Origin of the sequence: Marinomonas rhizomae, assembly GCF_003315485.1 — a bacterium.
GTDB classification, from domain to species: domain Bacteria; phylum Pseudomonadota; class Gammaproteobacteria; order Pseudomonadales; family Marinomonadaceae; genus Marinomonas; species Marinomonas rhizomae.
In genome coordinates, this window is record NZ_QNSE01000008.1 from 236,602 (window position 1) to 258,296 (window position 21,695).

Genomic DNA, 21,695 nt, shown 5'->3' on the forward strand with positions numbered 1-21,695 from the left:
CTTCCCTAGATATTTCGTTACTTTATGGCGTTTATTTTACGCGCTTGATGTAATTTCTTGTAGCTCTCAATTAAGCGTAAATGTGGTTCGATACCTTCAAGCTGCATGCTGGTTTTGGTGAGACCATAAAAGCGCACGTCTCCAGTGACTGAGCCTACGACGTTTTCAATGACGTCTGTTCCGAACATGCGACTGAAGTTATGGATAAAGTCCTCTAGCGATAATTCTTCGTCGAGAGTGACTTCTAATACGCAGTTCATTGCCTGATAGAACAGACCGCGTTTTGCTGTGTTGTCGTTAAATTGCAAGAATTCACCAACCAGTTCCAATGCCTCTTCATGAGCGTCAAGAGCCAAGTAGATTAGGATCTTCAGCTCCATTATGGTTAATTGGCCCCAGACGGTATTTTCATCAAATACGATGCCAATCAAGGTTGGAATATCGGTGTAGTTATCAAGCTGGCTTTCTTCGAGACGACTGACTAAATCAGTTAACTGTTCATCGTTTAAAGAATGTAGGTTCAAGATATCTTCTCGATAGTCCAGTGCTTTGTTGGTGTTGTCCCAGACCAAGTCTTCCACTGGATACACTTCGGAATAATCCGGTACTAAAATACGACAAGCAGATGCGCCTAAATCGGTTAATTCCGCCACATAGACTTCTTTACCTAACTCTTCCAAGATGCCAAACATGGCACTGGCTTCTTCTTCGCTGGTGCCAGAAAAGTCCCATTCACAGAAGTCATAATCGTGCTTATTGCTGAAGAAGCGCCAAGAGATGACACCCGTTGAGTCGATAAAGTGTTCTACAAAGTTTTCTGGTTCGGTGACGGCCATGCTGTTGAAAGTTGGCTTTGGTATATCGTTTAAGCCTTCGAAGCTACGTCCTTGCATGAGCTCGGTCAAGCTACGCTCTAACGCCACTTCTAAGCTTGGGTGCGCGCCAAACGAGGCAAATACACCGCCCGTTTTAGGGTTCATGAGCGTGACGTTCATCACGGGGAATTGACCACCCAGAGAGGCGTCTTTCACTACGATAGGAAAGCCTTGCTCTTCCAATCCTTTGATGCCAGCAAGGATGCTTGGGTATTTCTGCAAGACTTCCATTGGGACATCTGGTAAGACAATTTCGTCTTCGATGATTTGGCGTTTAACGGCGCGTTCTAAAATTTCCGACAAGCACTGTACTTGCGCTTCTTGTTGGTTATTGCCAGCGCTCATGCCGTTGCTTAGGAACAAGTTTTCGATGAGGTTTGACGGAAAGTAAACCGTTTCGCCATCGGACTGGCGGGTATAAGGAATCGTACAAATACCACGTGCTTTGTTGCCCGAATTGGTATCGATCAAGTGCGAACCAAACAGCTCGTCGTCTGGGTTGTAAATATCTAGACAGTAATCATCCAAGATGCCTTCTGGCAGGGAATCGTCTTCGGTTAACGCAAACCATTTTTCATTGGGGTAATGCACAAAGTCGCTGTTGGCGATTTCAGTACCAAAGAATTGATCATTGTAGAAAAAGTTATTGTTCAGGCGCTCGATAAACTCACCAAGAGCAGAGCACAGGGCACTTTCTTTGGAAGCGCCCTTGCCATTGGTAAAACACATAGGCGACGCCGCATCACGAATATGCAATGACCAAACGTTAGGCACGATATTGCGCCATGAGGAGATTTCAATCTTCATGCCAAGGTCCGCTAGCATGGCGGTCATGTTGGCGATGGTTTGCTCTAACGGTAAGTCTTTACCTGGGATGACCGTGTTTGTTGCGCCATCAGGCTGACCCATCAACATGGCGTTAGCGTCTGCGTCTAGGTTTTCAACCGTTTCAATTTTGAACTCAGGACCAGTTTGTACGACTTTTTTTACGGTACAGCGATCAATAGAACGCAGAATGCCTTCTCTATCTTTGTCGGAAATATCCTCTGGCAACTCGACCTGAATTTGGAAAATCTGATTGTAGCGATCTTCTGGATCGACAATGTTGTTCTGCGACAAGCGGATGTTGTCTGTGGAGATATCGCGAGCCTTGCAGTAGACCTTGACGAAATACGCCGCACACAAAGCTGATGATGCTAAAAAGTAATCGAATGGACTGGGGGCTGAGCCATCCCCTTTGTAGCGAATTGGCTGATCGGTGATAACGGTAAAATCGTCAAACTTGGCTTCAAGTCTTAGATTGTCGAGAAAGTTAACTTTGATTTCCATTGGATAGGGGTTCCACTTTGTATACGAGTTGCTCTACCAAAGCCTTGGGCTGGGGTGAGTCATTAGCAGGGATTATCGGTGATAGAAGAGGCTGAGTAAAATCAAATTAGTCTTTATGGATAACTAATTATTAGCGCCAGTTAGCTTCTATACCCAAAAAAGAGGATGAACCCGCTACCGAATATTTTGTTACTTGTATTTATAGATATTGGGTATGCAGATGACGAAATCGATAGAGTCAGTATCTTGTCATGAGATCTTAAGAATTATTTATATTAAGTTGATTTTAAGTAATGTTTAATTGTTTTTTAGATGAAAATTGTTTTTATTGTGAGTTTTTGCTTATTTAATGTTTGCTTTTGTAAAGAAAATGTATCCTGTTGTAAGTATATAAAATCAATAGATATTTAATGTTTTTTAAATAGTTAAGTTTATTTTTTTTAATCTTATTAAGATGAAATGTTTATAAAAAATCTCTTCGCCTCTTAAGTTAATAAACAAGTTTATGGTGTCCTGATAAGCAAATAGAAACTAACTAAACGTTATTTTTTATCTAGGATCTTGGTTGTGTTAGCGAGACAACCGAAAGGGATAAAAGGTGATGAAAAGAATGGGTGTTTTGTTTTTTGCTTGTACATTCGATGCTTTTTGTAGCAGTGATATTGATCTGACTTTAGTCGGTTATATTCCTTCAAAATGTGAATTTACTGCATTAGATAATAACTTAATAATTTCATCTAAAGGTTACGCTAGTACCGAATTGGTGATCGATTGTAACTCACCTATGCGAGTATCAATGCAGTCCGAAAATGGTGGGTTAAGCTACCAGCATAGTACTCAAATAAATAGCTACAACCTTACTTGGTCTATTGATAGTTTAAGAGGGAGTGAAACTTATTCCTCTCATCTTCTTAGAACAATACAGTATATAAATGTTGGAGATATTTTATTTAAAAGCATGGCGAAGTTACAACTTGAACTGGTTGAGCCGTTAGTTTATGCAGGAAATTATAAGGATGTAATCCGCATAGAAATGACTCCATCGGCTATTTCGGGTGGGGTTTGGTAAGCATTAATTTTAAATCTAATTCACATTATTGAAGGAATATTACAATGAAAAAGTTAATCGTATTATCAGCAATTGCAACTTTGTCATCTGGTGTAGCATTAGCAGGCAATCTTGATGTGGGCGGTTCAGTCCCTTCTGTTTGTGAAGTTTCTACCTCCGCTACCTCTGTGCATTTCTCTCAACTAACTCAAGGTGCCACGTTTCAACTTCCAATTACCAGTTTGAAATGTAATGACTATGATGGAGCAACAGTTACCCTAACGTCATCAGAAGGCCATATGCAAACTGTAGATGGGCAAGACGCTACAGGGGTTGGTTATACTGCGCAATTTAAAGCGGGCCCATATGACTTCACCTTAAATGCGACGACTGGTGTGGATGATTTGAAAGAATCACAAAGTAAAAATGGTTCGGCTGCGTTAGCAGCAGGGTACAACTCTGGTAACATTTTTATGAAGGTTACCCAGACTCCAACCTTCGCTGGTAACTACACAGATCAACTGATGTTATCAATCACAGCTAACTAAGAAAAAACAAAAAAAGGCAGTTAAAAACTGCCTTTTTTTAATTAGGAGAAAAAAACATGCGATATATTATATTTTTTCTTTTTAGCTTAATTTCTCTTCCTATTTTTGCTTTTCAGGTACAACCAATGGTATCTGAAATACAGCCTACAGGAAGTCAATCTCAGAAAACTATACGTGTTTTTAATAACTCAGACAAACCTCTAACGGTAGAAGTATTTGCGCTAGATTTGTTATTTAGCGAAAACGGAAAAGAGGAACTTCGTCCAAACGATGATGACTTCTTAATCATACCTTTAACAACAATTATTCCCGCAGGAAAAACTCAGTCTGTCATTATAAGGTATATAGGAGAACCTATTTTATCTGAATCCAAATCCTATCGAATTGCAATAAATCAAGTTACTGTCGATCTTGGTGAGTTAGATGGCTCAGGAATTGGTATGGCGCTTAGTTTTAAAACATTACTTAATGTTGTACCTAATAATGCTAAAGCTAATTTGTTAATAAAAAATAAAGAGCAAGTAGGAAAGGATACGTGGAAAGTATCTCTGGAAAACACAGGGAATAAATTTATCCGCCTTTCTCAAGCTAAATGGGTAGTAAAAAATAAAGATCAAATTTATATATTGGAAGGTCAAAAATTAAGTAACGTTTTGGATGGGAAATTTTTGCTTCCAAATTCAAGTCGTGAAGTGTTTATAAAAATTCCTTCTGCATTTGATGCAAAAAAAAGTAATTTAGAAGTGGTTTTATAATGTATATTTTTATTAGAAACATGTTATTAATGTCTCTATTTATAATATCACCTACGTATGCGATAGAAGTTGCTCCAATGGTGATTACATTTTCACCATTTGAAACGTCTAAAATTCCCTCTAGTATGATATATAACGATCTTTCTAGAGATATTGCATTTGAAGCTCAAGTTTATGAAGTGAAATTCGATCCTTTAGGTAAATCAGAGCCTGACCTAATACCTTTGGAAGATTCTCCACTATGGGTTTTTCCTCCTTTATTATATTTAAAGCCAGGAAAACATCAGAGAATTCAATTTCGCTGGTTAGGTGAAACTGTGCCAGAAACAGACAAAACATATCAAGTGAGTTTGGTTGAACAGATGGTTGCTAATGAGAATGAAGAGCAGAGCTCAAAGCTAACAGTATTGCTCAACATTAATCTAATTGTACATCTTGACCAAGTGCAAATGCTTCCAAATCTCAATGTTGAAAATGCTCATTTTGAACAGAATTCTATAGTCGCTACAGTCGTGAATACTGGTATCGGATCCTCTCGTCTGAGTGATTATGAGGTGGCAATATTTTATAATGAATTGAAAAAGGAACTCTATTATAAAGATCAATTGAAATCAGAAGGGTATGACGTTTTTTTTCCTCCTTTAAGTTCAGTTTTTATTAGAGTACCACTTTCATTTTATGCTGAAGGTTTAATTTCAAAGAAATTAAATATTGAGTTATTGAACTAAAATGAGATATTTGATTTTTGCGGTTTTTTTAGTTTTTTTTTCTTTTCCTGCTTACTCAAAAATCAATCCAACAAAACGAAATATTGAACTAATTGTGGAAGCAGAGATGAATAAAAGCTCTATTGGAAGACTAAATATTATGGTCACACCTGAGGATAACATACTATTGAAGTGGGATGAAATTGAACCAATTTTCAAGCGTTTTTTTTATCCTGAGAGTTTATTTTTAATATCTAATGACGTTAAAAATGAATTGATTCCCACAAAAAAAATGGAATTTTATGGGTTGAGTTTTGTTTTTGATTTAAGCGATTTTAGCTTGAAAATATCAGTGCCATCTAAATTAATAAAGCCACAGTTTTTAAGTCTTAAAGCTTACACTAGACCACTAGATACGATAAAGGAATCTGATTTTAGTGGTTATATGAATGTATATTCAAGCTATTTTTATCAAGATAGCTCCTCTTCTTCTCGTTATAATGAACAGTCAGCTGTTCGAACAGAAATGGTGGTAAATATTAAAAAGTGGGTTCTAGAGAACGAAGCTGAATATGACTCCGAAAAAAAACAAAATGGTCCAATTCTAAAAAGAATAGCAACTCGTTTAGTTCATGATATTCCTGACAGTGGGTTGAGAGTCACACTAGGAGACAAAAATACGACAGGTAGTTATTTTCAATCATCATCAAGTATTTTAGGTATAGCGCTATCTCATAATTACTCTCTCGTTTCAGATGATATTGTTCGCCCCAGTGCTTCAAGAAGTTTTAATTTAGATAATCCATCGTCTGTAGAAGTAATTTTAGATGATCAAGTTATACAGCGACTAAATTTAGATCCTGGAATTTATTTTTTAGATGACATCCCTATTAAAGAGGGTAATAACAATATCGTTTTAAGAATTACAGATAATGTTGGAAAGGTCAGTGTTATTAATTTTGATGTTACTACTGGACTAAATTTATTTGCAGAAGGTGATTTAAAATATGAACTTTTTCTTGGTGTCCCATCAGAGGTAAGTGAAGAGAAAGAATATGATTATGAAAGCCCTCTTATAAGTGGCTACTTCGATTATGGCGTTATGACAGCATGGACAGCTGGTATTAATGCCCAAGCAGATGAATATGTCCAACAGATTGGCTTTAAAAATATTATAGCAACAAAGATAGGCCAGTTTGCATTTGAAAATTCATGGAGTATAAGCGATAAAAAAAATGGTAGCGCTTATCGTATTGTATTTAATACCTTTACGGATCCCAGCATAAAGCATAGAAGTTTTAGTCTAGGGTATGAACACGCTAGTCAGGATTATTTGTCATTAGGTTATCGGCCCGAAAAAAATAACGCCTTTCAACGCCGAGAGCATATTTTTCAAGCGAATTATAGCTATTTTAACAGCCCTAATTTTCAGACTTACTTATTTTTTAATGCAGCTACTACTTATGGCGAAGAAGGCGTAGATAAAACTATAGGTGCCAGCTTCTCTCACGACTTATATAATAGTCAATGGCGATATAGCCTTGGCGGACAATGGGAAGAAAACAGTGGTAAAGAGGGTTGGCGGGCAAGACTCTCATTATTGTATAAATTTTCAAGCGCGCGAAGCGCAAGGCTTTCTCAACAATCTGGTGGGAAAAAAACACGTTTAGAATTTGCACAAGACAGTAACCGTCGTTATGTGGATTCATTTAACTATCGCGTGGGGGCAGAAAAAAATGATCAAGATGAAGCAGAGTTTGATCTGTATGCTCAATATAATGCGAATCGTTTTTTATCTAGTTTTGAACATTCTAGTTCTTATGAAGAACTGAATTCAAAATCAGCCGATCATCAAACCCGTTTGAGTTTTTCTTCCAGTATTGCGTTTGCCGAAAACGACTGGGCGATTGGTAAACCTATCTATGATAGCTTTGCCTTGGTTAAAGCTCATTCAAGCTTAGAAAGCAAAAAAATTACGTTAGGAAAGTATAATAATCAGTATCGTGCAAGTAATGAAGATTTTTCGACTATTCTACTAAATGATATTAACTCATACAGCCGTTCAACAATAAGTGTTGATGTAGACAATTTGGCTCCTGGATATGATATTGGGTCTGGTGTTATTTCTTTTTACCCATCTTATAGAAGTGGCTATCAAGCCATAATAGGTACTGAAGCAAATATTTCAGTTATTGCCACTTTGCTTGATGAGAAAGGTGTACCTTTATCTTTACAAGTTGGAACTGCTATTTGTACTACTGATATTAAAAGAGAAGAAATAGACTTCTTTACTAATAAAAAAGGAAAATTTGCACTGACAGGTCTTATTCCTTGTCAATATGAAGTGACATTAAATAACGATAGCGGTTCTAGATTTTTTATTGATGTTAAAGAAAATGAGCAGTTGCAAAGAAAAGGAGTAATTCATGTTAATTAATAAAATATGGCTTATTTTGAATGGTATATTTCTTTTAACTCTACCTGAATATGTTATTGCTCAATGTGATGCAAGAATTGGAGAGGTAAGACATATTTATGATGACTTTGAAAGTTATTATTCATCACAACCAAATCCTGCAAGAAAAAAAATTCGTATTGATTTAGTTAATGGTGATTGTGGTGCTTATATTATTTTGAATACAAGTAACCAATTTCAATTGAGAGGTCAATTTCAGTCCATTAAATATCAGGTTAAAAGTGAAAGTGGAAATTTAGTTTATCCATCAAGTTCAAGGTTTGATTTTGTTGATTTATCAGCTGATATTAATTTATTTATTCCTGTTGGTACGATAGCCAGAGCTGGTATATATACTGATAATTTTTTTATAAAACTGTTTGATAAAAATGATAATTTATTAGACGAAAAAAATTTTGAGATTCAAGAGAATATAACTCCTAGAGCAAGCATTTCAATTCTTGGTTATAATTCTCATAGCAGTCAAGTTTATTTGGGGGAGCTAGTGCCGGGGAAAGAGTATAATATGCTACCTAGCTTCAAGATTATAACGAATACTGATGTTAAATTGAATGTTTTTTCTGAGAATAGGGGGGAGTTAAGGCACAGTGTTTATAAAAATAAATATTCGATTTCGTATCTTCTTGATTTAGATGGTGAGTGGATTAAATTAAAGCAAAACTATAGTAGGTTTTTTTCGTATAATAGTAAGAATGATTTTTTTATAACATTGAAAATGAGGTTGGAGTATTTTAAGAATCAAGCGGCAGGTGAATATTCTGATATTCTTAGATTTCAGATAAGCCCTCTTAACTACTGATCTTGTTAAAATTTGTTTTACACCAGATTCTAGCTTGTTGTTTATTTTTCACCTCAATTTTTTGGTAGATTTTATGCAGATGAACTCGAACGGTAGCCTCACTTATAAAAAGGCTGTCAGCAATGGCGGTATACTCTAAACCTGAGTATAAAAGTTTTAATACTTTTATTTCCTTTCTAGTTAAATTATTTGTCCGTAATGTAGTGTGTTGTTCTTCTTCAAGCATTTTTCGAGTCCAGCAATCTGTTACTGGTCTTGGAAACCATAATTCACCTTGTTCTATTGCCTTGAAGCCTTGTGCTAAAAGGTTTTCATCAGCATATTCAAAAAAAATCCCTTTCAAGTTAGGCCATGATTTCAGATCAGAAAAATCAGCGTTTTTAGGTACGTCAAAAATTACAAGTCCCTTTTGTCCATTTTTCTGCATGAACTGGTTTACTAATTCATAATTAGTAATTACATTTAAAGTTTTATAATTAACAAGTAACAAATTGTAATCGACAGCTTCATAGAGTAGAGGGCTTTGATTTTTATTGTTTAAATTATTTATACTGTTATTTTTTTTTATTCCGACATCCATAATGTCTACCTTTATGGTATTTTAAATGTCTATTTAATATATTCTTAATTTTTGAACATTTCAATGGGGAATCATATTAATATTTTATGTCCCGTTGATAACGGGAAACTATCAGAATTGGTTTTTCTATTGCTCTTTTGTGTTGTGGAAATGTATTGAAAATTTCTATGTATAAGATCAGTTTTTTTAATATATCTATTATTTTATGGTTTTATTATTTTTGGTGCTCTCTTATATTTTTCTTTTACTTCATATTTCTAGCAAGAATACAAATGATGCACTATATGTGAGGTGATCATTTTTTAGAGCTTCTAGCCTCAACTATGTTTTTTCTGACAATGAGTTCAATAATCAACCCAACAGAGCCTTCCCTTTTTTGATGAATAACAAGCTGATTGATTAGTGTCTTAGCTAGGTTTCATGACGTACATTGTCTGTATTCGACTCTAATGCTTCAAGTATAGTGCAATGTTCGGCACTTTCTTTGCCCCCACAGCAGGCATCAGATAAGCGTTTGAGTGACATTTGAAAGCGGGCGAGTTCCGCAAGCTTTCTTTCGACGTCTGCGAGTTTTATATCGACAAGCGTTTTCACATCAGCGCAGGCGTTATCGGCTTTGTTTACTTCAATAGAGAGCAGCTCACGAACTTCAGCAAGGGTGAACCCGACCCCTTTCGCGCGTAAGATAAATTGCAGTATGTTTTTGTCTTTTTCTGTGTAAAGACGGTAGCCAGATTCAGACCTACTGGAAGGAGTGAGTAAGGCGTTTTTTTCGTAAAAGCGTAATGTATCATTGTTAATGTCACATGCTTTTGCCAGCTCTCCAATACGATACATATTTTTCTCCTATTTATTGCTCCTTAATATAAACCTTATAGCTAGATCTTAGGTCAAGGCTTTTTGCTGGTTATTTTTTACTTTTCTTTCACTTAATGTGTTTTATGTTGCAGGCGCAGTTTTTTATGTATTCGTTTTGTTTTTATTTGGTCGTCGTAAACAGTGGAAGGTAAGTTGTAATGGATGTATTACATAGTGTCATTCTCGGTTTGGTAGAGGGAGCGACAGAATTTTTACCTATCTCTTCAACAGGTCATTTGATTGTTGTTAGTCAATGGTTAGGAATGGAGCAAACGGAAGACAATAAAGCGTTTGAGGTGATCATTCAATTAGCGGCCATTTTGGCTGTGGTCGTCAATTATAAAGAGCGTTTTACGCTTAAGTATTTCCGTTTGTGGTGTCAAGTGTTTGTGGCTTTTTTGCCTGTTGCTATAGTTGGTTTCTTGTTTCACCATCAAATAAAAGCCATGTTTTCGGTGTCTGTGGTAGCGACTATGTTTATCGTCGGAGGGGGGATCTTTTTATTGACCGAGAAATATATAAAACACAACTCCGCGAGTGTCGATAGTTTGGATGGTCTGAATTTTAAGCAGGCTTTGTCGGTCGGGGTTGCACAAATATTTGCTTTGATACCAGGGACAAGTCGTGCTGGTTCAACTATTGTTGGTGCTTTGTTGGTAGGCCTAAGCCGAAAGGCTAGTGCAGAGTTTTCTTTCTTATTAGCATTGCCGGTGATGATGGCGGCTTCGGGTTATGACTTACTTTCAAATTACAAAGCATTCTCAGGCGAGCAGTGGGTGCCTTTGGCGATCGGATTTGTGGTGGCTTTTCTAAGTGCTTTTGTAGTGATGAAGTTGTTTATGGTGTTTTTACAGAAGTTTACTTTTGTCGCCTTTGGTTGGTATCGAATTTTGTTTGGTGGTCTTTTGTTGTTCTTAGCATAACCAATGAGTCCTTCGTAGGGCTCGACGCATGATTTGCATTGAATAGTGGTTTACACATTGGGAGGGATGTTTTGTAATGTCTCCTTGTTAAATGTGATTCATAAGGATGTTTGCCATGCGCCGTTGTTTCCCTTTCACCATTTTGGCTTTTTTGTTAGCAGGTGGCTGTGCTTCAGCTGATAACACGCCAGCAAACCGTTCTTTGGACTCTTTTAAAGATACGACTGCTTGTTATGATCGAGAAACCGAGCCTTACACACCCGTTGTGGATACGCATTTACATTACCGACCTTTTGATGGTCGGGCGATTCCTTTTAACAAGGTAAATGAATACTTGTCTCGTACTACGGTGCGTTTTGCTAATGTCTATGGCATTGGCCAGATGTTGCCTGCTAACTCTTCTTGTTCTAATTACTTGAAATGTCCTGGTACGCCTGTTTCTCCAACGACTCGTAATGATTTCGTTAATGCTGCAAACATGCTGGAATACAAACCGGATAACCTTCACCTTACTTTATCGATGACCTTTACGGATTTATCCAATCCAGAACCAACTGTTGCGTTAATGGAGCTGTATGAAAAGGAATACCCCGGTTTGTTCCATTGGATGGGGGAGGTCAATTTAGTTAAGCAAGCTCAATTTAATAATCGTCATAAACCAGCGACACCAAAAGACATCACAAAGTGGGCGGGCTTTATGGCGGAGTTAAGAGCCAGAGATTACCCAATTACGATTCATTCAGACATTGGTAGCGATGCTGCTCCGACTTTGTATTTACCCTTGATGGAGAAAGCGTTAACACTCTATCCCGATAATAAAATTGTCTGGGCTCATATGGGATTGTCTTATGAGCAGACAAAAATGAAAGCATCAGAACATATTGCTATTTTGTCTCGTTTATTAGATCAGTATCCAAATTTGATGTTAGATATTTCTTGGCGGATTTTGGAGGACTATTACTTTAGTAAATCGGCTTATCGTTCTCAATATGTTGCCTTTATGAATCAATATTCTGAACGTATTTTGCCAGGCTCTGACTTTGTCGCCTTTCGGAATAATAGTTTTAAGGTGTACGAGCAGGAGCTAGAAGTAACCAGCCGAATACTTCAGCATCTTGATGATGACGCCTTTCGCAACATTGCTTTGGGTGAAAATTATTTCAAGTTATTAAACCTCGATTATCAGGCTCCACAAATATGCAGTAAGTAATAAAACATTTGATAGCTTCTTGCAGTTTGCATAGTTTATTCTTTGTCTTTCGTTGTTAAATTTCTCTACTTGTCCCATGCTTTTAGGAGTGTATTTATTCGTACATTTAGGAGTATCTGAGTATGGGAAGGTTTATTTCAACATCGTCTAATCGTGGGCAGTCATTAGGTGAGGAAGTGGCAAATAGTATCAGCCACGGCTTGGGGCTAGTGGCTGCAATTGTTGGTACTCCATTCCTTATTCTTAGTGCAATCGATTACGCTGACGTGAGTTTTGTCGTCGGGGTCAGTATTTTCTCCGGCACCATGATTTTACTGTATTTGGCATCGACGCTTTACCATGCTATGCCAAGAGGCAAAGCCAAATACGTTTTCCGCGTGATTGATCATTCCGCAGTCTATTTGTTGATCGCTGGGACATATACACCTTTTATGTTGGGGGTGTTGAAAGGCGCATGGGGCTGGTCCTTGTTGGCGGCTGTTTGGACTTTGGCTCTTATTGGCGTTGGTCTCAAGGCGTTTGGCAAGGCCTCGCATCCAGCTATTTCCACGACGCTTTATGTCGTATTAGGCTGGTTGATTCTTATTGTAATTAAACCATTAGTTTCCTTGATGGAGCCTAATGGCTTGTTATTACTGGTGTTGGGAGGAGTTCTTTATACGCTAGGAGTTGTGTTTTTTGTGATTGATTCACGCCTACGTTACGGGCATTTGGTTTGGCACTTGTTTGTTGTAGGTGGGACGGTTTGCCACTATTTTTCAATTTTTTATTATGGCGCTTAGTGATAAAAAGTTGAGCTATTGCTCTTTTAATTTTATCAAATATTCATTGTCCTAGTTTTGTCTGCCATCTATGCAGTGTTTTTAATTGCTCCAATAACAAAGACTTATTGTCTGGTGTCAACTCGCTGAATAGTTTGAGCGCGGTCTGGGTTTCATGATTGAGTAGCAGTGGGTTAGCATTCTCTTCTTTTTTTTCTTCTAGCTCTAAAAAATCAGAGATATCCGCTATTGGCTGTTCGCTTGCCGCGTACAGTAACGATGGCTTGGTATTCAGAGCTTTCGCTATTTTCTGAAGTACTTTTTGGGACGGTTGTCTTAGGCCTTTTTCAATGCGTGATACATTGCTGGTAGCCATGTCAGCCTCCAGTGCAATTTGCTCCTGTGTCATCTTACGTTGAATACGCAAAATTTTAATAACGTGACCAATGTTCATGGCAAGATTATCCGTTTAGCTTTGCCTATATGGCAAAACCTGTGAGGCAATTTGCTTGACACTTTTTGCCATATGGGCAATATTGGTGGAAATTTGTGTCTAAAAGACAAATTGATATTGGTATTTTTTGTTAATCGAAGCATGCAGTAGAAGGATTGACTTGTGAAAACGGATAGTTTGAATACTGAGCGTGATCGATTGGAGTTACAAGAAACGAATAGTCTCTTTATTGTGTTAGACAGTAAGGGTTTGATTGTTTCTTGTAATGATAAAGCCAAAAAAGCGCTGTCAGACTTATCTTTTGAGCAAGGCCGCAGTACCTATTTTCCTGACGTTTTTTTTAGGTTAGGGACCAATTCGCGTGCATTTCATGCCCATGAATTTATAAGTATCGTAGGGCAAACAATCGAGCTTTTATTCATACCGAATCATGGTACTGAACAAAATGTGACCGTCTCTGTGGAAAATGTTTACGTATCTTGCCAGCAATACTACAGCCTTACAATTCAGGAAACTCCATTATCATTTGATGCTGATAGCATTTTTCAGACACGTCAAATGGCAGGGGCATTACGTGCTGATTTGAAAAATAATTTGCTGGAACTGCATTATCAACCTCAAATAAATACAGTGGATAGTAGTTTGTATGGTGTTGAGGTGTTGGTAAGATGGACTAATCAACAGCTAGGCCAGGTTGCCCCTGATAATTTCATTGCTCTTGCTGAAGAGTATGGTTTTATTGCTGAATTGGATTTGTGGGTGTTACGTCATGCTTGTCAACAGTTAGCAGAGTGGCGACGGAGCAATATTCATATTCCTGTCATAGCGGTCAATTTCTCAGTACTAACTTTTCGCTATCCTAATTTGAAGAGCCTTATTCAGTCAATTCTGGACGAGAACGACCTCGTTGTTTCTGATTTGATGGTGGAAATCATAGAAAGTAAAAAGATCAAACCATCTGATTCATTTATTAGTACTATTAATGAACTTTATTCAATAGGAATTAATATATCTTTAGATGATTTTGGAACAGGCTATTCTAATTTAAAAAGGTTATTGAAATTTCCTATATCGCAAATAAAACTAGATAGAACTTTCGTTTGTTCCTTACCTAGTCACCTGTCCATAGAGTTGAGTACTATGGTGTATTCCATTAGCAAAAAGATAGGGGCTGTGGCGATTGCAGAGGGTGTGGAAACTAAAGAGCAGCTTTTTTATTTAAAAAATATAGGATATGAAATTATTCAGGGGTATTTTTATTCTCCGCCATTGTCTAAAGAGAATTTAGAATATTGGATTAGATGTAATAATTATCATTATTAATTTTTTTCACTTTTTATTTTTTGGTTTTATTTGTAATTATTTTTAATGTTACAAAAAATTACATTTATATATTTTTTATTACTTAAAATTTGATAGATTGTTTTTCTTGGTGGGCTTTAATGCTTTTAAATTTTCTATTTTATTTGTGTTTTTTGATGCTAGATGTTTTTTAAGGCTTTTTTTGAAATTTAAAATTTGGAAGGGATGAAAATGCTACGCAATATAAATATAAGGTCTCGTCTGTTGATGGCCTTTTTTATCATTATATTTTTACTTGTGTGTCTTGGTGCTGTGGCAATGACAGCCATGAAGGGTATTCGTGCCAATTCAGAGATGATTGAAGCAAAAATTTTACCCGCTATTAGTAGCTTAGGAGAGATGAATAGTAACTTAATGCGAGTAAGAGTATTTACGCTGAGGCTGCTGAACGAAGCAAATGACGAGAATAAGCGTGAGACTCTGCGGGCGCTAGAGAAGATAAAAAAAGAAGTCGCTAAGTATAGATCCGATTATGAAAAGACTATTTATTTAGACAGTGAGCGACGTTTATTTGAAGAGTTTAAAAAAACCGAAGCAAGCTATTATAAATTGCAAGGCACTGTGTCTGCTTTGGCCATGAAGAGTGATCAAGGTGCTATTGCAAAATTGGTCCCTGATATGAACCTGGCCGCAGATGATATGGTTCGTTTGTTGCGAGAAATTGTTGCGGCGAATCAAGAGGGGGCTGATCTAGCCAGTGCAGACTCACTTCATGACTATAATGTGAGCTTACGCCTTATCATTTTTATTATTATCGCAGCTGCTGGTATTGGGTCATTAATCGCTATTATTTTATCTAAGAGCATCAATAAACCATTACAGGATGCTGTAGCGACAGCAGAAGTAATTGCTAGCGGTGATTTGACTCAGACCATTAATTCAGATGGAGATGACGAATTAACTCGTTTAACTAATGCATTGAAGGCGATGCAGGAGAATCTACGAGAAGCTATTATTCATATTGGGGATTCATCAAGTCAGCTGGCGTCAGCAGCAGAAGAGTTAAATACTGTCACGGAAAGTTCTTCGAATGGGCTAATGTTGCAGAATGAAGAAATTCAGCAAGCCGCAGCCGCTATTACTCAGATGAGTTCTGCTGTTGATGAAGTCGCTCGAACTGCGCAGCAAACATCGGAAGCCTCTGTGGAATCCTCTAAATTAACTGCTGAGGGTAAGGCTCGAGTTGGGGAAACTACGGTTGTTATTCTTGATATGAATGAAGAAATGACGGTTAGTACTCGAGTGATTAATCAATTGGCAGAACAGGTTGCTTCGATCGGTCAGATCTTAGATGTGATTCGTGCTGTAGCGGAGCAGACAAACTTATTAGCTCTAAATGCTGCTATCGAAGCGGCTCGTGCTGGAGAAGCGGGTCGAGGTTTTGCCGTAGTGGCAGATGAGGTGCGAAGTCTTGCTCATCGCACTCAAGAGTCTACTGGCGAAATTGAAACCATGGTTCGTCAAGTTCAGCTTTCAGCCAATGAAGCAGTGTCTTCAATGGAAAGTACGAGTCAAAAAACCAGTCAGGCTCAAACTGTTGCTGCGGAAGCTGCCAAGGCATTAGAGCAAATTACGGAGCGTATTATTGCGATTAGCGACAGTAATCACGTTATTGCTAGTGCTGCTGAGGAGCAGTCTAATGTTGCTAAAGAAATCGATGGCAATATTACGACGATTAGTGATTTGGCAGCGCAAACTGTGGTTGGTGCAAACCAAACCAGTGCAAGTGCTGCTGAGTTAACTCGATTAGCTATTGAGCTAAATGAACTGGTTATTAAATTTAAGGTGTAGTTGCTAAGCTATTACAGCTAAGTTGTACGCTTTTTTATTGATCTAGTTTGAAGGTTTGTTGTTCAACAATATCTTCTAAACTGGATCATCTGTATATTATTTCCTTCTGTATTGGCTTTGCTCTTCGTATTGGGCATAGGCGCCTCAATTTTCTCTTCTTGGTAATACATCGTTAATTATGAATATTGCTCTCAAAAATATTACAGAATCTAATGTAATCTGTTCTAACTGTCAGGCTTGTTGCTGTCGTATGGAGGTTATGATAATCAGTGATACTGGTGTACCTGACAAACATGTATCGGTGGATGAATGGGGGGGAGAAACCATGCTTAGATTGGAGGATGGCTGGTGTTCGGCGGTTGATCGGGATACTTTTCGTTGTACTATTTATGAAAATCGACCTTGGATTTGCCGAGAGTTTGAAATGGGTTCTGATGAATGTAAAGACGAATTTAATGTCATTAGGTAAAGATGATCTACAGCCATAGTGGAGATTTTATGCACGCAATGCAAATAGGGTTTAATCCAGAATACGCAGAAGAGGCGCCAACTCTTGATGAGGTTCAAGCTTTAAACGGCGTGGCTATTGTGGAGTTTGGTACGCCTTGGTGTGGCCATTGTCAGGTGTCCCGTGATGCAATGAAAAAGGCAATGGCCTCTCATCCTGAGGTTATTCATATTAAGGTATTTGACGGCAAAGGAAAGCGCTTGGGTCGCCAGTTTGGCGTTAAATTGTGGCCGACTTTAATTCTGTTAAAAGACGGAGAAGAAGTTGCTCGCGTGGTGCGTTTTACATCGAGTGATGAAGTATGTGAGTTGTTGGCTTCGGCTCTGTAGAGCGTTAATTATTAGACTGTTATATCGATGAGACGGCCGATTGTTTTGTCTGAAGAGTCTATCACTCTGGCATTGGCTTGTGCTTCTAACTCGCTGCTGTTGGCTTCGATCAGTCCATCTTGTATAGGTGATCCGTAATGTCCTGTATTCTTGATAGAGGTTGGTTGGCTTAAGGTCTGTGTTGATGCATCAGCTACTTTCTGGCTAGCTTGATCTAACTTTTTTTGGCTACCTTGTAGTCCTTGTTGACCATAGATAAGTGACGAATTATTGATTTGCATGCTATAGCCTTTCTTTCAAATATTTGATCGAGTTTAGCACAATAGGGCGTTTATTTTTTAAACAAAGATTTTTTTTATGTTTCAAATTGAAATTGAAAATGAAGTGACGTGGCTGAGTGCATGAATCGTTTTATCCGGAAAATAGTTATTGCTAATACACTTATTCTTTTCTTGTCGCCTGTGGCGGCAGTGAATTCTCTTGATACTACAAATAAAATACGGTTTTACCAGACGATAGACGAGAATTCAGCTCACTCATCTGCTGATAAAATAGATCTTCTAAGTCGTACTTTGCTTGGTACTGAATATATTGGAGGAAGCGTAGGAGAAGGGGCGCGGGGGAAATATGATAAAGATCCTCTTATCCGTTTTGATGTGTTTGATTGTACTACGTTCGTTGAAACCATATTGGCCGGAGTTGTGTCATCCACTTCCGCAGATTTTGAAGCAAACTTAATGCGTTTACGCTACAAGAATGCACAAGTGTCCTTTGTGTCACGCAATCATTTTCCTAGTTTAGATTGGTTTCATAACAATCAGGCAACTTTGAAGGATATAACACCAGATGTGGCTAATGGAGGTGCGAAAATTGCAAAGACGACAATTGATAAAGCCGCTTGGTATCAGCATATTAGCAATGAGGTTATTCAGTGTGATAGACCAGCGTCTAGTGACTGTCGATTATTGATGAGTCAGCTGCACGCGGAGGGAAAGGTTTTTGTCGCTGAACCTGCCTATTTGCCTTATGTACCACTAACGGAATTGTTTCTCGGCACAGATAGGCATGTTAACCAAGCTTTGCTAGATCGAATTCCTTCCGGTAGCTTGATCAGTATGGTTCGCCCTGATTGGCCACTAAAACAATATATTGGTACGAATATGAACGTATCACATCAAGGGCTTGCTATTCGTAAAAATGGCAAGCTATTTCTTCGTCATGCCAGTTTGACTCACAAAAAAGTCACAGACGAAGGCTTTGCCGAGTATTTTTCACATTACCCTGATGCCTCATCTTTAAAAGGCTTCAACGTTCATGTGTTAAGACACTAGGTTTTACTTAATAGGGCATGCTTTATAAAGCGCCAGTTATTTTTTACGGTGGCGTTGTTTAAAGTTAGTGCTGAAGTGTTGTAAATGAAGCTCCAGTGCGTCACAAGAAATCGTGATTTCACGTACAGATAAATACAGTGAGTACATTAGGCAAACAAGACTAGCTCCAAAAATGTAGCTACCAACTTGTTGATATTCAAGATAGATCGCCATCATGGACAATACACAAAGAAAAAAGCTGATTACACCGGCTTCTTGCATGCGCCGTATCAAATAAATTCGTTTGCGTAAGTTGGTTATTTGTTCTGTGGTATTAGCGTCTTCAAGCTTTGGGTCAAAGTTTCGGATAATCGAGGCCAATGTTACGAAACGGTTGGTGTAAGCCAATAATAATAGCGATACAGCTGGGAACAGCATCGCTGGTGTGGTTAGGGTGATGATCATGGTCGACCTTGGATACCTTGTAAGTTAGTGGATATTTTTAAGACCCTTTTATTACTTTATTCTACGTTTTTATAAGGGGTTTTAGTACTGTATCTTATTCTTCTGAAAGTATAAAAAATAAGCATTGTATCCTTTCAACTTCCTTCTATAATGCGCTTAAATTTAAATAGTAATTAGAGATGAGCTCATTGCGGTAGGGCTTCCCCGTCTGTTTTATCCAGTATTAATCAAAGTATTAGTTAGCCTTTTCGAAAAGAGAGAAAGAAATGAGTGATGTGTTAAGTATTGGCTTATTGATTATTGCCAGTGCATTGTTTGCTATGTCTGAAATTGGCATGGCGGCAGCACGGAAAATTAAATTGCGTGTATTGGCAGATGAGGGCAATGTTAAAGCGCAAGCTGTCCTCACGTTGCAACAAAAGCCAGGTGCTTTTTTCGCAATGATTCAGGTTATTCTTAATGCGATTGCTATTTTAGGTGGTATTGTGGGTGAGCAAGCACTTACCCCTTATATTCGACAGATTGTGAGCCTTCTATATATCGGCCCTTTATTAGAACAAATCAGTTTTGTTCTTTCCTTTCTTTGTTTGACGTCTCTTTTTATCTTATTTGCAGACCTTTTGCCTAAACGACTGGCAATGATAATGCCTGAAACAGTGGCTGTTCGGATGGTTACACCAATGCTTTGGGTAACTTTCATGTTAACCCCTGTGGTTTTTCTATTTAACGGTCTAACCAATATCATTCTGCGTTTATTTAACCTTCCTATTGAACGCGAAGAGGTAGTAACAACTGAAGATATTGTCGCCATGATGGATGCCGGTGCCGAAGATGGTAGTTTACAAAGTCAAGAATATCAGCTGATCGGTAATGTGTTTGAATTAGAAACTCGAAATATTTCCAGTGCTATGACGCCTCGTGATCAAATTATCTATTTTGATATTGAGGACAGCAGTGCAGAAATTAGTCAGAAAATTATCGATCACCCGCATAACGATTTCTTAGTCTGTAATGGCAGCTTAGATAAAATTGAAGGCATCATTGAATCGAAAGAAATATTACGTTTGGTGCTAAAAGGTGAAGCCGCGCAGATTAAACCAGAGAAAGTTGATAAGGAAGTCTTTTATTTACCAGAGACTCTAACACTTTCTGAAGCGCTTAACGCATTTCGAGTGGCACCACAGGCCTTCGCCGTTATCATTAATGAATACGCAACTATTGTTGGTATTGTGACGGTGAAAGATTTATTGGGTGGCTTTATGGGGGGGTTGTTAACGCCTCATGATGAAGAGCAAATCGTGCAGCGCGACCCTAATTCTTGGTTGATTGAAGGGTTAACGCCGATCAATGATGTGATGCGTAGCTTAAATATAGAAGAGTTCCCTGATCGGACGCAGTATGAAACGCTTGGCGGCTTCATTACTTACAGCTTAAAGCGTTTGCCAAAACGGACGGACTTTTATGTCTACGAAGGTTATAAGTTTGAAGTTCTGGATTTGGAAGGGGTGAGGGTTGAGCAGTTATTGGTTACGCGATTAAAATAAGCATTTTGTGTCTCATATAAGAACCATATGTCAAGAAATTAAAGAATAGTTCGAGTAATGGGGAAAGAGACTTTCTTTAGTGGATGCTGACATATCATTGCGGTTTTCGATGCTAGCATGATATTTCCAAAATCATGAAAGATAAGGAAAACCAAGATGACTCGTTTAATTAAAAAGTTGATGAAAGCACAGGTATTTAACCGAGAGTCTAGTCACTTTGTAGAGATTGAAACTGGTTCTCATGAGGATATGGATGAGTGGAAAGGTTGGGATGCCTGGGTAGATATTAAAAAATAAAGGCTTTTCTAACTCATACTTATGGAAAACATTGACCTTGGAGCAGTGTTGAGGAGTGGTTATGAGGCAATTTAAAAAGGGCAAAAAATATACCTAATAGTATGTTTTTGCCCTTTTTTTGTTATCTGACTATTCAATAATGAACTAGGCTTCTTAGTCACTTTAAGTGATGATGTTTTTGCAGTTTATTAGGTTTATTCTTTAAAGATAAATTATAAAAAAAGGAAAAACAATGCGTTTGGTCGAGTGAATTTGACCATCATAAATTAACCACGTAGTGTAAATAGCGAACTGTAAGAGCATTTTCTTGTTAGGCGTTTTTACTTTCTATTATAGCTATTACAAGAAGTCTACTCTTACTTTCACTGTAATTCCCACTAAACCTTATAAGGTTTAGTTCGTTTTTTGTCGCTAGATTGGCGTTGAAAAGTTAGTTTTAATTCTAAAAGGAGAATAAAGAATGGCTACAACAACCAAGAACACGACCCAAGCAAAAGCTCATGAAAAAGTAGATAACGCTGCAGAAGCTGCCCATAAAGGGGTTGATAGTGCTGCTGAAATGAAAGAACAGAGTCAAGAACGTATTGAAGAAGTGGCTCATCAAATTAGCGAGCAAGCTCATAAAATTGCAGACACTGCGAAAAATCAATCTGAACAAATTTCTTCTGCGGTTGGTGAATATGCCAAAGAGCACCCTGTTAAAACTATCGGTATTGCGTTTTTGGCTGGCGCTTTAGCCGCCAGTTTCTTATGCAAGCGTAAATAA

Annotated in this window: 23 protein-coding genes; 17 read left to right on the forward strand and 6 right to left on the reverse strand. The window is 37.8% G+C overall.

All coding sequences use genetic code 11. From position 1 onward, the window contains the following. Nucleotides 1-17: 17 nt before the first annotated feature. Nucleotides 18-2,204: an OsmC domain/YcaO domain-containing protein gene (locus tag DFP80_RS12145; RefSeq protein ID WP_113917060.1), complete on the reverse strand. Its 2,187-nt coding sequence runs from the start codon at nucleotides 2,202-2,204 to the stop codon at nucleotides 18-20. A 601-nt stretch (nucleotides 2,205-2,805) separates the two neighbouring features. Between DFP80_RS12145 and DFP80_RS12150 the strand changes: the two genes are divergently transcribed. The 6 genes from DFP80_RS12150 to DFP80_RS12175 are packed head-to-tail and all read left to right on the forward strand — an operon-like array spanning nucleotide 2,806 to nucleotide 8,537. Further along, nucleotides 2,806-3,273 (forward strand): hypothetical protein, encoded by a 468-nt coding sequence (locus DFP80_RS12150; protein WP_241560230.1) that lies wholly within the window; start codon nucleotides 2,806-2,808, stop codon nucleotides 3,271-3,273. Nucleotides 3,274-3,317: 44 nt separating this feature from the next. Next, nucleotides 3,318-3,800, forward strand: a complete 483-nt coding sequence (locus DFP80_RS12155; protein ID WP_113917062.1) for a hypothetical protein — start codon at nucleotides 3,318-3,320, stop codon at nucleotides 3,798-3,800. A gap of 56 nt (nucleotides 3,801-3,856) precedes the next feature. Then, on the forward strand, nucleotides 3,857-4,555 hold the full coding sequence (locus DFP80_RS12160) for a fimbrial biogenesis chaperone (RefSeq protein ID WP_113917063.1): 699 nt from the start codon (nucleotides 3,857-3,859) through the stop codon (nucleotides 4,553-4,555). Further along, nucleotides 4,555-5,283 carry a fimbrial biogenesis chaperone gene (locus DFP80_RS12165; RefSeq protein WP_113917064.1) on the forward strand — a complete coding sequence of 243 codons (729 nt, stop codon included), beginning with the start codon at nucleotides 4,555-4,557 and terminating at the stop codon, nucleotides 5,281-5,283. Before DFP80_RS12160 ends, DFP80_RS12165 begins: the two co-directional genes overlap by 1 nt. A gap of 1 nt (nucleotide 5,284) precedes the next feature. Continuing rightward, nucleotides 5,285-7,699 (forward strand): fimbria/pilus outer membrane usher protein, encoded by a 2,415-nt coding sequence (locus DFP80_RS12170; RefSeq protein WP_113917065.1) that lies wholly within the window; start codon nucleotides 5,285-5,287, stop codon nucleotides 7,697-7,699. Next, entirely contained in the window at nucleotides 7,689-8,537 is an 849-nt protein-coding gene (locus tag DFP80_RS12175) for a hypothetical protein (RefSeq protein WP_113917066.1), read from the forward strand. Before DFP80_RS12170 ends, DFP80_RS12175 begins: the two co-directional genes overlap by 11 nt. Here DFP80_RS12175 and DFP80_RS12180 read toward each other — a convergent pair. Together DFP80_RS12180 and zntR are read right to left on the reverse strand one after the other, a co-directional pair. Next, nucleotides 8,527-9,117, reverse strand: coding sequence for a LuxR C-terminal-related transcriptional regulator (locus tag DFP80_RS12180; RefSeq protein ID WP_113917067.1), 591 nt, complete (start codon nucleotides 9,115-9,117; stop codon nucleotides 8,527-8,529). The two genes, DFP80_RS12175 and DFP80_RS12180, sit on opposite strands and share 11 nt — an antisense overlap. Nucleotides 9,118-9,528: 411 nt before the next feature. Beyond that, on the reverse strand, nucleotides 9,529-9,954 hold the full coding sequence (gene zntR / locus DFP80_RS12185; protein ID WP_113917068.1) for a Zn(2+)-responsive transcriptional regulator: 426 nt from the start codon (nucleotides 9,952-9,954) through the stop codon (nucleotides 9,529-9,531). Nucleotides 9,955-10,133: 179 nt separating this feature from the next. Here zntR and DFP80_RS12190 point away from each other — a divergent pair, with 179 nt between their 5' ends. The 3 genes from DFP80_RS12190 to trhA all read left to right on the forward strand — a co-directional run bounded on the left by DFP80_RS12190 (nucleotide 10,134) and on the right by trhA (nucleotide 12,890). Further along, a complete protein-coding gene (locus tag DFP80_RS12190; protein WP_113917069.1) occupies nucleotides 10,134-10,898 on the forward strand; it encodes an undecaprenyl-diphosphate phosphatase in 765 nt (254 codons plus the stop codon). A gap of 115 nt (nucleotides 10,899-11,013) precedes the next feature. Then, nucleotides 11,014-12,108, forward strand: coding sequence for an amidohydrolase family protein (locus DFP80_RS12195; protein ID WP_113917070.1), 1,095 nt, complete (start codon nucleotides 11,014-11,016; stop codon nucleotides 12,106-12,108). Nucleotides 12,109-12,230: 122 nt separating this feature from the next. Next, entirely contained in the window at nucleotides 12,231-12,890 is a 660-nt protein-coding gene (trhA, locus tag DFP80_RS12200) for a PAQR family membrane homeostasis protein TrhA (RefSeq protein WP_113917071.1), read from the forward strand. Between the two features lie 43 nt (nucleotides 12,891-12,933). Here trhA and DFP80_RS12205 read toward each other — a convergent pair whose 3' ends face one another. Further along, on the reverse strand, nucleotides 12,934-13,323 hold the full coding sequence (locus tag DFP80_RS12205) for a helix-turn-helix domain-containing protein (RefSeq protein ID WP_113917072.1): 390 nt from the start codon (nucleotides 13,321-13,323) through the stop codon (nucleotides 12,934-12,936). A gap of 162 nt (nucleotides 13,324-13,485) precedes the next feature. Here DFP80_RS12205 and DFP80_RS12210 point away from each other — a divergent pair, with 162 nt between their 5' ends. From DFP80_RS12210 to DFP80_RS12225, 4 genes are all read left to right on the forward strand, one after another. After that, nucleotides 13,486-14,646, forward strand: a complete 1,161-nt coding sequence (locus DFP80_RS12210) for an EAL domain-containing protein (protein WP_113917073.1) — start codon at nucleotides 13,486-13,488, stop codon at nucleotides 14,644-14,646. Between the two features lie 210 nt (nucleotides 14,647-14,856). Next, complete coding sequence (locus tag DFP80_RS12215; RefSeq protein WP_113917074.1) at nucleotides 14,857-16,476, forward strand: methyl-accepting chemotaxis protein; 1,620 nt, start codon at nucleotides 14,857-14,859, stop codon at nucleotides 16,474-16,476. 178 nt (nucleotides 16,477-16,654) lie between these two features. Next, nucleotides 16,655-16,945: a YkgJ family cysteine cluster protein gene (locus tag DFP80_RS12220; RefSeq protein ID WP_113917075.1), complete on the forward strand. Its 291-nt coding sequence runs from the start codon at nucleotides 16,655-16,657 to the stop codon at nucleotides 16,943-16,945. A gap of 29 nt (nucleotides 16,946-16,974) precedes the next feature. Then, nucleotides 16,975-17,313 (forward strand): thioredoxin family protein, encoded by a 339-nt coding sequence (locus DFP80_RS12225; RefSeq protein ID WP_113917076.1) that lies wholly within the window; start codon nucleotides 16,975-16,977, stop codon nucleotides 17,311-17,313. Between the two features lie 11 nt (nucleotides 17,314-17,324). On the opposite strand, the gene DFP80_RS12230 is transcribed toward DFP80_RS12225, so the two are convergent. After that, nucleotides 17,325-17,594, reverse strand: coding sequence for a hypothetical protein (locus tag DFP80_RS12230; protein ID WP_113917077.1), 270 nt, complete (start codon nucleotides 17,592-17,594; stop codon nucleotides 17,325-17,327). A 120-nt stretch (nucleotides 17,595-17,714) separates the two neighbouring features. On the opposite strand from DFP80_RS12230, the gene DFP80_RS12235 reads away from it, so the two are divergent. Continuing rightward, nucleotides 17,715-18,644 carry an N-acetylmuramoyl-L-alanine amidase-like domain-containing protein gene (locus DFP80_RS12235; protein ID WP_113917078.1) on the forward strand — a complete coding sequence of 310 codons (930 nt, stop codon included), beginning with the start codon at nucleotides 17,715-17,717 and terminating at the stop codon, nucleotides 18,642-18,644. 36 nt (nucleotides 18,645-18,680) lie between these two features. Here the strand turns inward: DFP80_RS12235 and DFP80_RS12240 are convergent, their stop codons facing one another. Next, on the reverse strand, nucleotides 18,681-19,088 hold the full coding sequence (locus tag DFP80_RS12240; protein ID WP_113917079.1) for a DUF2721 domain-containing protein: 408 nt from the start codon (nucleotides 19,086-19,088) through the stop codon (nucleotides 18,681-18,683). Between the two features lie 266 nt (nucleotides 19,089-19,354). On the opposite strand from DFP80_RS12240, the gene paeA reads away from it, so the two are divergent. The 3 genes from paeA to DFP80_RS12250 all read left to right on the forward strand — a co-directional run bounded on the left by paeA (nucleotide 19,355) and on the right by DFP80_RS12250 (nucleotide 21,695). After that, a complete protein-coding gene (gene paeA, locus DFP80_RS12245) occupies nucleotides 19,355-20,632 on the forward strand; it encodes a polyamine export protein PaeA (RefSeq protein ID WP_113917080.1) in 1,278 nt (425 codons plus the stop codon). Nucleotides 20,633-20,788: 156 nt separating this feature from the next. After that, nucleotides 20,789-20,929, forward strand: a complete 141-nt coding sequence (locus DFP80_RS20685; protein ID WP_158601348.1) for a hypothetical protein — start codon at nucleotides 20,789-20,791, stop codon at nucleotides 20,927-20,929. A gap of 460 nt (nucleotides 20,930-21,389) precedes the next feature. Next, nucleotides 21,390-21,695: a DUF883 family protein gene (locus tag DFP80_RS12250; RefSeq protein ID WP_113917081.1), complete on the forward strand. Its 306-nt coding sequence runs from the start codon at nucleotides 21,390-21,392 to the stop codon at nucleotides 21,693-21,695.

Coding starts and splice junctions, on each gene's coding strand:
- DFP80_RS12145 (WP_113917060.1), bottom strand. CDS start 2,204: ATGGAAATCAAAGTTAACTTTCTCGACAATCTAAGACTTGAAGCCAAG.
- DFP80_RS12150 (WP_241560230.1), top strand. CDS start 2,806: ATGAAAAGAATGGGTGTTTTGTTTTTTGCTTGTACATTCGATGCTTTT.
- DFP80_RS12155 (WP_113917062.1), top strand. CDS start 3,318: ATGAAAAAGTTAATCGTATTATCAGCAATTGCAACTTTGTCATCTGGT.
- DFP80_RS12160 (WP_113917063.1), top strand. CDS start 3,857: ATGCGATATATTATATTTTTTCTTTTTAGCTTAATTTCTCTTCCTATT.
- DFP80_RS12165 (WP_113917064.1), top strand. CDS start 4,555: ATGTATATTTTTATTAGAAACATGTTATTAATGTCTCTATTTATAATA.
- DFP80_RS12170 (WP_113917065.1), top strand. CDS start 5,285: ATGAGATATTTGATTTTTGCGGTTTTTTTAGTTTTTTTTTCTTTTCCT.
- DFP80_RS12175 (WP_113917066.1), top strand. CDS start 7,689: ATGTTAATTAATAAAATATGGCTTATTTTGAATGGTATATTTCTTTTA.
- DFP80_RS12180 (WP_113917067.1), bottom strand. CDS start 9,117: ATGGATGTCGGAATAAAAAAAAATAACAGTATAAATAATTTAAACAAT.
- zntR (WP_113917068.1), bottom strand. CDS start 9,954: ATGTATCGTATTGGAGAGCTGGCAAAAGCATGTGACATTAACAATGAT.
- DFP80_RS12190 (WP_113917069.1), top strand. CDS start 10,134: ATGGATGTATTACATAGTGTCATTCTCGGTTTGGTAGAGGGAGCGACA.
- DFP80_RS12195 (WP_113917070.1), top strand. CDS start 11,014: ATGCGCCGTTGTTTCCCTTTCACCATTTTGGCTTTTTTGTTAGCAGGT.
- trhA (WP_113917071.1), top strand. CDS start 12,231: ATGGGAAGGTTTATTTCAACATCGTCTAATCGTGGGCAGTCATTAGGT.
- DFP80_RS12205 (WP_113917072.1), bottom strand. CDS start 13,323: ATGAACATTGGTCACGTTATTAAAATTTTGCGTATTCAACGTAAGATG.
- DFP80_RS12215 (WP_113917074.1), top strand. CDS start 14,857: ATGCTACGCAATATAAATATAAGGTCTCGTCTGTTGATGGCCTTTTTT.
- DFP80_RS12220 (WP_113917075.1), top strand. CDS start 16,655: ATGAATATTGCTCTCAAAAATATTACAGAATCTAATGTAATCTGTTCT.
- DFP80_RS12225 (WP_113917076.1), top strand. CDS start 16,975: ATGCACGCAATGCAAATAGGGTTTAATCCAGAATACGCAGAAGAGGCG.
- DFP80_RS12230 (WP_113917077.1), bottom strand. CDS start 17,594: ATGCAAATCAATAATTCGTCACTTATCTATGGTCAACAAGGACTACAA.
- DFP80_RS12235 (WP_113917078.1), top strand. CDS start 17,715: ATGAATCGTTTTATCCGGAAAATAGTTATTGCTAATACACTTATTCTT.
- DFP80_RS12240 (WP_113917079.1), bottom strand. CDS start 19,088: ATGATCATCACCCTAACCACACCAGCGATGCTGTTCCCAGCTGTATCG.
- paeA (WP_113917080.1), top strand. CDS start 19,355: ATGAGTGATGTGTTAAGTATTGGCTTATTGATTATTGCCAGTGCATTG.
- DFP80_RS20685 (WP_158601348.1), top strand. CDS start 20,789: ATGACTCGTTTAATTAAAAAGTTGATGAAAGCACAGGTATTTAACCGA.
- DFP80_RS12250 (WP_113917081.1), top strand. CDS start 21,390: ATGGCTACAACAACCAAGAACACGACCCAAGCAAAAGCTCATGAAAAA.